Source organism: Amycolatopsis sp. NPDC051758 (assembly GCF_044453095.1).
Lineage (GTDB): Bacteria > Actinomycetota > Actinomycetes > Mycobacteriales > Pseudonocardiaceae > Amycolatopsis.
Genome location: NZ_JBITCJ010000002.1, coordinates 908,255 through 920,035, shown reverse-complemented (window position 1 = coordinate 920,035; position 11,781 = coordinate 908,255). Strand labels below are relative to the sequence as shown.

Sequence of the window (11,781 nt, the reverse complement as noted above, 5' to 3'; positions counted from 1 at the left end):
GTGGTCGTCCGGAGAACGCTGCACCCCGACCGGCCGCGTGCCATAGTGACGGCTCCGGCCGGAATCGGGTCGTTCGGGGATGGGGGGACGATGCCAGCCGACGTGTCCCCGTTGTCGGGCCTCGACGCCGTCACCGGCGGGCTCGTCGAACGGTTGCTGGCCCGCGCGGACGGCGAAAGCCGCCCGCTGCCCGTTGTCGTCGCACTCGGGGCGCGCGGCACCGGGAAGACCGCGCTGCTCGACGCCGTGGCCGAGCGGTGCCGGGAAATCCCGCACGCGCACCTCGACTTCGAACGGCACGACCGCGCGGACAGCCGGCCGCGGGAACTGCTGGCACACCTCGCCTTCGACCTCAGCCGGCAGTGGAAGCAGTTCGGGCGGCTGGCGTTTCCCCGGCTGTGGCTGTGCATGCTCGTGCTGGGCGCGCCGGTCGAACTGCAGGACCGCCGCGCCGCGCTGCGCAAGCTCCACGCCCTGCTGGCCAAGAACCAGCCGCTCGAGCAGAGCCGCGAGGCCATCGTGGACGTCGTCCGCCTCGCGGGGGGCATCGCGCCCGCCGGGAGTCTCCAGGGCTGGCCCGCCGCGACCGACCTCCTGCTGCGCGGCCTGAGCTGGTACGACCGCCGCCGGCTGATCGGCAAGATGCGGGCGCTGCCGGCCGGGACCGGCAACCACGAGGACTTCCTGCTCGAGATCGCCCGCCACGCCCAAGGGGACGACGAGGACCGGGACGCCGTCGACGCCACCTTCTGCGACGCCTTCCTCGCCGACCTGCGCCGGGACTACACCGGGCTCAACCGCTCGCGGCGGACGTTGAACAGCCTGGTGCTGCTCGACAACGCGCACACGCCGGGTGGCCGGCTGTTCCTGCGCGCGCTGACCGAAGCGCGGCAGCGGGCCACCGAAGCGGACCCGCTGGTCGTGCTCGCCACGAGCCGGACCTGGAACCCCGACTGGCACGAGAGCTGGTCACCGCCGGCCGCGCACCGCGGCGGCCCGGACCACCGCCCGCCCACCACGCACCGGACCGACGGTGTGCGCCGGCCGTCGCCGCGGCAACCGTCCGATGTGGACGCCGACTGGCGGCCCGACCCGAGCCGGCCGGAACCCCGGTGGTACCCGTGGTACCTGCTCGAACTGGGCGCGCTGTCGAAGGACGACGTCGTGGGCATCGCCGCGGGCAGTGAGATCCACCCCGCCTCCCGGCTGCCGCGGTTCCTCCACCGCCTCACCGACGGCCACCCCGGCGCGGTCACCGACGTCATCACCGCCGTGGCCCACCGCCACGACCCGCGGCGGCCCGGCGCGCTGCGCACCGCGTTGCGCACCCCGGCCGCCGGGCCGGACGGGCCGCCGCTGATCACCACGATGCGCGACTACCTGCTGCAGGACTTCTCCGCGCCGAGCCGGCAGGACCTGGTCACCGCGAGCGCCGCGCTGGACGTGGAGCTGTTGTTCCACAAGGAGATCCTCGACCTGCGGAACCCGGCGGGGGAAGGTGTGCTGTTCAAAGAGCTCGGTGACCACCTGTGGCTGCGCGCGGAGCCGGGCGAGGCACCCCAGTACGTGCTGCACCCCTGGCTGCGCCGGATCCTGTTGCAGGAGCTGGCTTCCCGCGCCGACGACCACCCGCTCAGCTGGACCCGTGTGCACACCCGGTGCCGCGAATTCTACGAGGAGAACGGCCGGCTCGTGGCCGCGCGTTACCACGACCTGGCGCTGGAGAACGTCGCCGCGGCGGTCGCGCACCTGCGCAAGCCGTTCGCCGACGCGCGCCACGCGGAGTTCGACGTGACGACCGCGGAGGCGTGGCTCGCCGAGCTCGACGTCGTCACCGCGGCCCCCAACCGGCTGGACAAGCACGCCGAGCCGTACGACCAGGTCCAGCTCCACGCCGGGCAGGGTGACGACGACCTCGGGACCACGCTGGCCTGGCTGGTCGTCGCGCTGTGGATCGCCCGCGATCCCCTCGGCGACCCGGGCGGGACGCTCGACTCGACGATCGAAGGGGCCTTCCACCAGCTGGCGCAGGGCCGGGGGCGGGGCTCGATCCTGCTGCACGAACGGGCGGAGGAGTACCGATGAGCGCGCGCAGTGACCGGATCCGGCCGCCGCGGCCGACGTGGTCGAAGTGGCTGGTGGCCGGCGGCGGGGTGCTGCTGCTCGCGATCGTGCTGGTCGCCGTGCTGGTGGTGGTGCCGGCGATCAGCGCGGCCGGGCGCACCTGCGGCGCCGGCGTCGAGAAGCGCGGTGACACGGAGGAATGCATCGGCGTCACCGACGGCGCGTACGTGTTCTCGCCGGGACTCGCCGACGTCGAGCAGCGCATCCGCGAGGAGAACGAGTCCGTCACGTCGTCGGGGAAGCCGCACGTCACCATCGCGGCCTTCCTCCCGATGACGCTGGCGGAGCACGACATCCTGTCCGACGAGTGGGTCCGCCACCAGCTGGAAGGCGCCTACATCGCGCAGCGGCGGGCGAACACGACCCGGTCGTGGGGCAGCCTGCCGCTGATCCGCCTGCTGCTGGCCAACCCCGGCAGCCGGCTGACCCACTGGGAGCCGGTGGTGGACGACCTGGTCGGGCGGGTGGCGGCCGAGCGGCTGGTCGCCGTCACCGGGATCGGGCTGAGTCTCGACACCTCCCGCGACGCGATCCGCCGGCTGTCGGAGCACCGGATCCCGGTGGTCGCCTCGCACCTGGCCGCCGACGAGTTCTCCGAGATCCCGGGCTTCATGCGGGTCTCGCCGACGAGCTCCACCTACGGCCTGGCGGCGGCGACCTACGTGCGCCCGACCGCGCACACGGCCACGATCGTGCAGGACGTCAACCCCGGCGACCTGTACCCGAAGACCCTGGCGACGGCGTTCACCCGCAAGTTCGCCGACGCGGCGCACCGGATCGTCGGCCGCACCGAGGAGTACGACTCGAGCCTGCCGGGGATCGAGAACACGTTCCTCCAGATGATGCCGAACATCTGCGGCAACCAGCCCGAGGTCGTGTACTTCGCCGGCCGCGAGAACCACCTCACGTCGTTCATCGCCGAGCTCGCCCAGCGCCCCTGCCTCGACCGGCACATCACGGTGCTGACGGGTGATTTGGCGCTGGTCGGGCCGCCGGAGGCGGAGATGCGCCGGGGCCTGCAGGCCAACGTCACGGTGCTGGCGCCCGGGCTGGCCCACCCCCAGGCGTGGACGAGCTCACCCCAGGCGTTCAACCCGGCCGCGGTGGCGAGCTTCCAGGAGGCCGGGTGCACGGACTGCTTCACGGCGATGTTCCCCAAGGAGCGGCTGGACGACGGCATCGCGATCCTCGCCCACGACGCGGTGCTCACGGTCGTGTGGGCGATCCGCGGAATCCCGCGTGTGTCGCCGGCCCAGGTGACGGCGCAGGATGTGTTGCAGGCGAAGAACCGGCTCCACGGGACGCTCGCGGTCCCGGGCGCGAGCGGCATGATCTCGTTCGACGACCGGGGTGACCCGGTGAACAAAGCCGTGCCGATCCTGCGGGTGCGGTTGGACGACACGCCGGAGTTCGTGCAGCTGTCGGCGCCGGACTCCTGAGCGGTCGGCGGCTCGCTCGGTGCGGTGAACGACTCGTTGATCGCGTCGGACGATAGGAACGAGTCGTTCATCGCGTCGGGGACGGCTTGACGCGGGTCGGCGACCGCGGCTCCTGAGGTTGCTGGGTTCAGGCGTGATGCACCCAATGTGGCATTCGGTGCGTCTGACGTACCCAACGCCACATTGGGTGCATTGCTCGCCGCGGCCGCCGCCGCGGCTGCTGCTGCCGCCGCGACCGCTGCTGCCGCCGCCGCGACCGCTGCTGCCGCCGCCGCGACCGCTGCCGCCACCGCGGCCACCGCCACTGCCTCCGCCGCCGCGGCCCAGGCGCCCGCTGTACCTGCGCGAGCACCGCTCCGCTGCGCCCGGTCAGCCAAGCCCGCAAGATCGTCACGTGCCGTTCCCCCCGCTCATCCCTCCGTCACAACCTCGTCGCAGATATTGTCAACAATTTCATCGACGATTAGGGTGCGGGTACCAAGCATGCGAAGCGACGAGGAACTACGTTGATCATCGACTGTCACGGCCACTACACGACCGCCCCGCCCGCCCTCGCGGCGTGGCGCGACCAGCAGATCGCCGCGCTGGACGATCCGGGTGTCGCACCCTCGCGCGCTGACCTGCGGATCAGTGACGACGAGCTGCGCGAGACGATCGAGCCGAACCAGCTGCGCCTGATGGACGAACGCGGCATCGACCTCACGATCTTCTCACCGCGGGCGTCGTTCATGGCCCACCACGTGGGCGGCTTCGAGACCTCGGCGGAGTGGGCGTCGATCTGCAACGAGCTCTGCTACCGCGTCAGCACGCTCTACCCGGAGCGGTTCGCCCCGGCCGCGATGCTCCCGCAGTCCCCGGGTGTCGACCCGGCGACCTGCATCCCGGAGCTCACCCGCTGCGTGGAGGAGTACGGCGCGGTCGCGCTCAACCTCAACCCGGACCCGAGCGGCGGCCACTGGACCGCCCCGCCACTCACCGACCGGTCCTGGTACCCGGTCTACGAGAAGATGGTCGAGTACGACATCCCGGCGATGGTGCACGTCAGCACGAGCGTCAACCCGGCGTTCCACACCACCGGCGCGCACTACCTCAACGCCGACACCACCGCGTTCATGCAGCTCGTGCAGGGTGACCTGTTCGCCGACTTCCCGACGCTGCGGCTGGTCATCCCGCACGGCGGTGGCGCGGTGCCCTACCACTGGGGCCGGTTCCGCGGCCTCGCGATGGCGCTGGACAAGCCGGAGCTCGAGGACCACGTGCTGAACAACGTCTTCTTCGACACCTGCGTCTACCACCAGCCCGGTTCGGACCTGCTCTTCGACGTCATCCCGGCGCGCAACATCCTGTTCGCGTCCGAGATGGTCGGCGCCGTCCGCAGCATCGATCCGCGGACCGGTCACCACTTCGACGACACGCGCCGGTACGCCGAAGCGGCGAACCTGTCCGAAGAGGACTGGGCGGCGATCCGGGAGCACAACGCCCGCGCCGTTTACCCGCGCCTGGACGCCCTGCTGAAGGGACAAGGCCGATGACGAAGACGCCCGGCTGGCTGGACTGGTACGCAAATCCGTCCACACCGGACTTCCGGCTGCCGTACGGGACCGTCGACGCCCACTGTCACGTCTTCGGCCCGGAACAAGAGTTCCCGTTCGCGCCGGAGCGCAAGTACACGCCCTGCGACGCGAGCAAGGAGCAGCTCTTCGCCCTGCGTGACCACCTCGGCGTCGCACGCACCGTCATCGTGCAGGCCACCTGCCACGGCGCCGACAACTCCGCCATGCTCGACGCCGTCCGGGCAGCCGGCAGCCGGGCGCGCGGGATCGCGACCGTCCGCGCTGACATCGGCGAACAAGAGCTGCGCGAACTCGACGCCCAAGGCGTCCGCGGGGTGCGGTTCAACTTCGTCAAACGGCTCGTCGACGCCTCGCCCGAAGAGGACCTGAGCACGATCGCGAAGAAGATCGCGCCCCTCGGCTGGCACGTCGTCCTCTACTTCGAGGCCGCCGACCTGCCCGAGCTCGAAGACTTCTTCGGCGAACTCCCCGCGCCGCTCGTGATCGACCACATGGGACGCCCCGACGTCACGAAACCGGTGAACGGCCCGGAGTTCGCCCGGTTCCTCGGCTTCGTCGACCGCAACGACGTCTGGGTGAAGGTCAGCTGCCCCGAGCGCCTCACCGTGACCGGACCGCCGGCCCTCGACGGCGAAAAGAACGCCTACACCGACGTCGTCCCGTTCGCCCGGCGCGTCGTGACGGAGTTCCCGGACCGGGTGCTGTGGGGGAGCGACTGGCCGCACCCGAACCTCAAGAACCACATGCCCGACGACGGGCTGCTCGTCGACTACGTCCCGCAGATCGCCGAAACCGCCGAACTGCAGCGAAAACTGCTCGTCGACAACCCGATGCGCCTCTACTGGCCCGGCGAAACCGCCTGAAACCCCCTGAAGGGCATGCAATGCAGCACGCCAACGCGCTCAACCGGCTGAACCGCCTGCCGATCTCGCGCTTCCACAAGATCACCCTGCTCGCCGTCTCGTTCGCCTACTTCTTCGAGTTCGCGGACATCAACAGCTTCGCCACCACCGCGCCCAAGCTGATCAAGCTGTGGGGCGTGACGGTGAACCAGGTCGCCTACGTGACCTCGCTGTCGTTCGTCGGGATGTTCTTCGGCTCGATCATCGCGAGCAAGCTCGCCGACCGCTGGGGCCGCAAGAACGCGTTGATGTGGACGACCGTCTGGTTCGGCGTCTTCTCTTTCGCGGCGGTGTTCTCGTGGGACATCGTGTCGCTGGGCGCCTTCCGCATCCTCACTTCGGCGGGCCTGTCGGCGATGACCGTCGTCGCGGTCATCTACGTCAGCGAGCTGTACCCGGCGGCGAGCCGCGGCAAGTACCAGGCGTACGCGATCGTGATCGGCATCTGCGGCACGCCGGTCACCAACCTGATCGCCAGCGCGGTGGTGCCGATCAACTCCTGGTCGTGGCGGCTGGTGTACCTGTGGGGCGCGCTCGGCGTTCTGCTGGTGCTGTTCACGCGGCATCTGAAGGAGTCGCCGCGCTGGCACGAGAGCCGCGGTGAGCACGAGAAGGCGGACGCGGTGCTGCGGGAGATCGAGGCGCAGGTCGCGGCGGAGAAGGGCCCGCTGCCGGAGCCCGCGCCGCCGATCGAAGAAGCTCCGATGGGCAAGGCGCCACTGCGCCTGCTGCTGCAGAAGAAGTACCTGTACCCCACGCTGCTGCTGACCGTCCTGTGGGTGACGCAGACGATCGGCTTCTTCGGCTACTCGAGCTGGGCGCCGACGCTGCTGGCCAAGGAAGGCTTCAGCGTCGAGAAGTCGGTGTTCTACGTCGCGCTGACGACGGTCGGCGCGCCGCTCGGCTCGTACCTGGCGGCCCTGGTCACCGACCGGTTCGAGCGCAAGTGGTGCCTGGTCGCGTTCGGCACGGTCATCGCGCTCTGCGGCCTGTTCTACGGGCTGACGTTCAACCCGATCCTGATCGTGGTGTTCGGCTTCCTGGTGAACCTGTTCGAGCGCGGCTACACGGCACTCGGGTACGCGTACTCGCCCGAACTGTTCGACACCCGCGGCCGGTCGCTCGGCACGGGCGTGTCGTACGGCCTCGGCCGGTTGTCCAACGCGGTCGGCCCGCTCATCGTCGCCGCGCTGTACAACGGGAGCGGCTACCAGAGCGTGTTCTTCTTCATCGCCGGGACCTGGCTGGTCGGAGCGGTGGTGCTGGCGATCTTCGGGCCGCGGACGCGGCAGGCGAGGCTGAAGCCCGCGACCACCGGCGTGATCACCACGGCGCCGTGAACGTGTGCCGTCCCGGTCCCGCGTTGACGCTTTCCGAGCCGGGAAGCCGGACGTCGGCGCGGGTCCCGGGCGGCACGTCGACCGTCAGCCGCAGCCGGCCGGCGATGAGTTCCCAGGCACTGCGGATGGGCCCGTAGGGGCTGAGGTGCTCGGCCTCGGCCCGGTCCAAGCCGCCGCCGGGGCAGGGCCGGACGAGGAACCGCCGGTAGCCCGCCTCGGCGGGGCCCGGGTCGTCGGGGAGCCGGATCCCCGCGATGTGGGTGTGCAGGAAGGACATCGCCGCGCCCTTGCTGTAGTGGTTCAGCGAACCGTGCACCTCACCGCCGTCGACGGCGTCCCAGCGCTCCCAGAACGTCGTCGCGCCGCGGTCGAGCATCTCCAGCCAGGACGGGATGCCCGTCGACAGCAGCACGCGGTAGGCGAGGTCCGGGTGCCCCGTGTCGGCCAGCGTGGGCAGCAGCAGGCCGGTGGTGAGGAAGCCGGTGCCGACGCCGGCCGCGGCGACCAGGTCGGCCAGCCGTCCGGCTACGACGTCCCGTAGGTGCCCGGGCACCAGCCCGAAGGCGAGCGCCCGGACGTGGTTGCCCTGCGTGGGTTCGGTGAGCACGCCGCCCGGCCGGAGGTATTCGCGCTGCCACGCGTTCCGGGCGCGGTTCGCGAGCCACCGGAAGCGGGCTGCGTCCGACGTGTGGCCGAGCAGCTCGGCGACGCGGCCGAGCACCCGGGCCGAGCGGGCCAGGTAGGCCGTGGCGACGATGCCGTGGTCGGCCTCGGGATCCGGGTTCGGCGGGACGCCCGGCTCGAGCCATTCGCCGAAGTGCCCGCCGGTGTCCCACAGGAACTTCTCGTGCGGAGCCGCGGCGGTCACGCGCGAAGGGTGCCGCCGCTCGCGGGCGGTCGCGGCCGCGTACTCGACCCAGCCGACCATCGATTCGTACTGTCCACTGAGGACTTCGAGGTCGCCGTAGGCCCGCCAGAGCTCCCAGGGCACGAGCACCGCCGCGTCACCCCAGCCCGCGGAGCCGGTCATCGCGTCCTGGAACTTGTTGCCGGACGGGCCGTCACCCGCGGGGTCGGGGGTGATCGTCGGGACGCGGCCGTCGGGCCACTGGTCCGCGGCCAGGTCCCGCAGCCACTTCCGGGAGAAGCCGGCGACGTCGTGGGTGCGGGCGGCGGTGGCGACGTGCACCTGCCAGTCGCCGGTGAAGCCCGAGCGTTCCCGCTGCGGGCAGTCGGTCGGGACGTCGCAGGCGTTGCCGCGCAGGCTCCACACCGCGGTCCGGTGCAGGGCTTCGAGCCGCGCGTCACTGCAGCTGAACAGGCCGGTCTCGGGGAGGTCGGTGTGCACGACGACCGCGGTGACTTGCGGGTGGTGCCCGTCGATCTGGACGTACCGGAAGCCGTGGGTGGTGTGCCGCGGTTCGAAGACGTCGCCGGCGCGGCCCGCGGAGACGACCGTGTCGACCTGCCCGGCGGGCAGCAGCTCTCCGGTGGCGAAGTCGAACGCCCGCAGGTGGTCGGTGGTGACGCGGCCGTCCGGCGCGAGATGCTCGCCGTGGGTCAGCGTCAGCCGGGTGCCGGCCGGGCCGAGGTCGCCCAGCCGGACCCAGCCGGTGATGTTCTGCCCGAAGTCGGCGACCACGCCGTTCTCGAGCCGGGTGACCGACACCGGCGGCAGCTCCTCGATCCGGCGGACCGGGGGCCCTTCGGTGAGCACCAGCTGTGCATGGCCGCCGGTTCGGGTCGACGCGGGGTGCCAGCCGTGCGCGTAGAGGCCGAGGGAACCCGGTGCGGGGAGCCGGAAGTCGGTCTCCTGGCCATCCATGAGGTCGGCCGCGGTGATCCGGCTCGGCCGCGACCACCAGCCCGGGCCGGTGGTGACCGTGGTGGTGCCGTTGACTTCCAGGGCCAGCAGGGCGGCGGTGCGGTTCCCGAAGCCGTCGGCGGTGCGCTCGAAGCCGTGGCGGCCGCGGAACCAGCCGTCGGAGAGCAGGAACTCGACCGAGTTCTTTCCTGGCCGCAGCAGGTCGCTGACGTTGTGCGGTTCGACCTGGACCCGCTTGCGGTAGGCGGTGAACCCGGGCGTCAGCTCGAGGTCGCCGACGCGGGTGCCGTTGACGAAGAGTTCGTAGATCCCGCGCGCGGTCGCCCACGCCGTCGCGGTCACGACCGGTTCGGCCAGGGTGAATTCGTGCCGCAGCTGGTAAGCCGGTCGCCGGCCGGGCGGCGCGACAACCGGTTCGTGCGGCTCGATCCAGGCCGCCGTGTCCAGCGCCGCGGGCAGCGTGACGACGTTCCAAGGCGCGAGTTCCGACCAGTCGCTCCGGCCGAGATCGGTCCACACGCGGACCTGCCACGACGTCGCCGGACGCCGGGGCAGGTCGACGAGCACCGACCGGTCGCTCTCACGGCGTCCCGACGTCCAGTCCGGGCCGGTCAGCCGGATCTCGTACGCGTGCTGGACGGCCGACCCGGCGGGCAGCCACCAGGAACCCCGTGGCGAAACCGAAGGACGGCCCGGCGTGAGGTGGTCGAGGCGCAACCGGGTGGGCTTCATGTCAGCCGGTAGAGGTCGTAGCGAACGGTGTCCGGGGCGCGTTCGGCCAAGCCGACCAGGAGGCCGGTGGTGAGCGGCCGGCCGACCGCACCGGACACCCGGACGGTGAGCCGGAACTCGTAGCTCGACCGGTCGACGTGCTCACCCCGGGCCAGCGCGGCCAGCACCGCCGGCGGCCCGGTGCGGACCCCCGTGGACGTGACCGACACCAGGCCCTCGGCGGTTTCGGCGAGGTAGCGCGCTTCGACGAGCGTGGTCCCGTCGGGCAGGATGCGCTGCCAGTCCGCCCCGAACGGCTGGATCCGGCCCGCCAGCCCGGGCCCGGTGAAGCTGCCGCCCGTGATCGGGACGATCCGGCTCCGCCCGGCCGGCGTCTCGCCGACGTCGAGGGGCTCGCCGAGCTCGACGACGGCCGAGCTGACGAACTCGAGCGCCGGTGGTGGGAACAGCGGCACTAGCGCACCTTCCGGATCGGCAGGATCAGCACCGCGCCGAGCAGCCCGGCGATCGCGCCCGCGACGAACAGCGCCGGGAAGTTCTGCGGCACCGCGGCCGTCGCGCCGATCGCGAGGATCGCCGGGGCCAGGGCCGGCACGACCGACGTCGGCAGGTTGCCGGCCAGGTTCATCAGCCCGAGGTCCTTCGCCGTGTCGGCCGGGTCGGGCAGCACCTGGGTGATGAGCGCGATGTCCACCGCGAAGTAGACCCCCTGGCCGAGGCCGATGATGCCCATCGCGACCAGGAACAGGGGATAGGTGCTGGTGAACGTCGCGAGCAGCAGCCCGCAGCCGAAGATCACCGCGGCGGTGACGACGAACGGCTTGCGGCGCCCGACCCGGTCGGAGATCTTGCCGGCCAGGGGCGCGAACAGCAGGGCCGCGCCGGTGAGCACGAGCGTGGACAGGAAGACCGCGTTCGCGATGCCGGCCGGCGGGATGTGGAAGACGTTCAGCAGGTAGAACGTCTGGTACGCCTGGATGGCGGCGACCCCGAAGAAGACCAGCAGCCGGCTCAGCCAGGCGTAGCCGAAGTTGGGGTGCCGCACCGGGTTCACCCAGAACGTGCGGGGCAGGTCGCGCCACGCGAACGCGGGCCGCTCGGCCATCGGCAGGCGCCGGTCCCGCATCGTGACGGCGAGCAGGACCGTTCCGAGGACCGCGAGCCCGGCCGGCAGCAGGATCATCGCCGGCAGGTTCGGGGCGACCAGCTGCGCGATGAACAGACCGAGCACCGCGCCGACCGGGAGGCTCAGCCCGACGATGGCCGACGCGGGGCCGCGGCGGTCCGGCGGCAGCTGGTCCGGGATGACCGAGGTGAACGCGACGGTGGACGCGCTCGCGCCGACCGTCGTGCAGCTCGCCGCCACGGTCAGCGCGAACGTCGTCGCGCCCAGCTGGAGCCCGATCGCCCCCAGCGTGAACAGGATCGCGCCGAGCACCAGGAACGGTCTGCGCCGGCCGAACCGGCCCGTCGTCCGGTCGCTGAGCCGGCCGAAGACCGGGAAGGCGACCAGGGAGCACAGCGCGCTGATGCTGGTCACGATGGACACCATCGTCGTGGCGCCGGCCGGGTCGAGCAGCGTTGCCTTCACCGACAGCGTCAGCACGGCCGGGACGAGCACCGCCATCCCCGCGCCGACCGCGGCGAAGGCGAAGAAGAAGAGAAATCCGCGCCGCGGTCCGGGGAACGCCGTGTCGGCGGATACGGAGGTTTGGCGGAAAGAAGTACTCATCGTTGGGCACCTTTCACGTCTCGGTCGCGGCGGCACACCGGATGACCTGCGGGAAGGATGGGGGCCCGGTGCGGTGTACCGTGAGAGCGATGCCAATCAATGGAACGCCGAGG

General features: G+C 71.5%; 8 protein-coding genes. 5 read left to right on the top strand and 3 right to left on the bottom strand.

Annotation, left to right across the window (positions count from 1 at the left end; genetic code table 11):
• Positions 1-90: 90 nt before the first annotated feature.
• The 5 genes from ACIA5G_RS13255 to ACIA5G_RS13235 all read left to right on the top strand — a co-directional run bounded on the left by ACIA5G_RS13255 (position 91) and on the right by ACIA5G_RS13235 (position 7,379).
• A complete protein-coding gene (locus ACIA5G_RS13255) occupies positions 91-2,085 on the top strand; it encodes a hypothetical protein (RefSeq protein ID WP_395923006.1) in 1,995 nt (664 codons plus the stop codon).
• Positions 2,082-3,563: a hypothetical protein gene (locus ACIA5G_RS13250; protein WP_395923004.1), complete on the top strand. Its 1,482-nt coding sequence runs from the start codon at positions 2,082-2,084 to the stop codon at positions 3,561-3,563. The genes ACIA5G_RS13255 and ACIA5G_RS13250 overlap by 4 nt, the downstream gene beginning before the upstream one ends.
• A gap of 506 nt (positions 3,564-4,069) precedes the next feature.
• Positions 4,070-5,095 (top strand): amidohydrolase family protein, encoded by a 1,026-nt coding sequence (locus ACIA5G_RS13245; RefSeq protein ID WP_395923002.1) that lies wholly within the window; start codon positions 4,070-4,072, stop codon positions 5,093-5,095.
• The gene (locus ACIA5G_RS13240) at positions 5,092-6,000 is read left to right on the top strand and encodes an amidohydrolase family protein (protein ID WP_395923000.1); all 909 of its coding nucleotides are present in this window, start codon (positions 5,092-5,094) and stop codon (positions 5,998-6,000) included. Before ACIA5G_RS13245 ends, ACIA5G_RS13240 begins: the two co-directional genes overlap by 4 nt.
• Before the next feature lie 20 nt (positions 6,001-6,020).
• Positions 6,021-7,379 (top strand): MFS transporter, encoded by a 1,359-nt coding sequence (locus ACIA5G_RS13235; protein ID WP_395922999.1) that lies wholly within the window; start codon positions 6,021-6,023, stop codon positions 7,377-7,379.
• Here the strand turns inward: ACIA5G_RS13235 and ACIA5G_RS13230 are convergent.
• From ACIA5G_RS13230 to ACIA5G_RS13220, 3 genes are read right to left on the bottom strand one after another with little or no spacing between them, the layout of a single operon-like run.
• Positions 7,363-9,936, bottom strand: a complete 2,574-nt coding sequence (locus ACIA5G_RS13230; protein ID WP_395922997.1) for a family 78 glycoside hydrolase catalytic domain — start codon at positions 9,934-9,936, stop codon at positions 7,363-7,365. The genes ACIA5G_RS13235 and ACIA5G_RS13230 overlap by 17 nt on opposite strands.
• Complete coding sequence (locus tag ACIA5G_RS13225) at positions 9,933-10,391, bottom strand: DUF3237 family protein (RefSeq protein ID WP_395922996.1); 459 nt, start codon at positions 10,389-10,391, stop codon at positions 9,933-9,935. The genes ACIA5G_RS13230 and ACIA5G_RS13225 overlap by 4 nt, the downstream gene beginning before the upstream one ends.
• A complete protein-coding gene (locus tag ACIA5G_RS13220; RefSeq protein ID WP_395922995.1) occupies positions 10,391-11,668 on the bottom strand; it encodes an MFS transporter in 1,278 nt (425 codons plus the stop codon). Before ACIA5G_RS13220 ends, ACIA5G_RS13225 begins: the two co-directional genes overlap by 1 nt.
• Positions 11,669-11,781 lie beyond the last annotated feature (113 nt).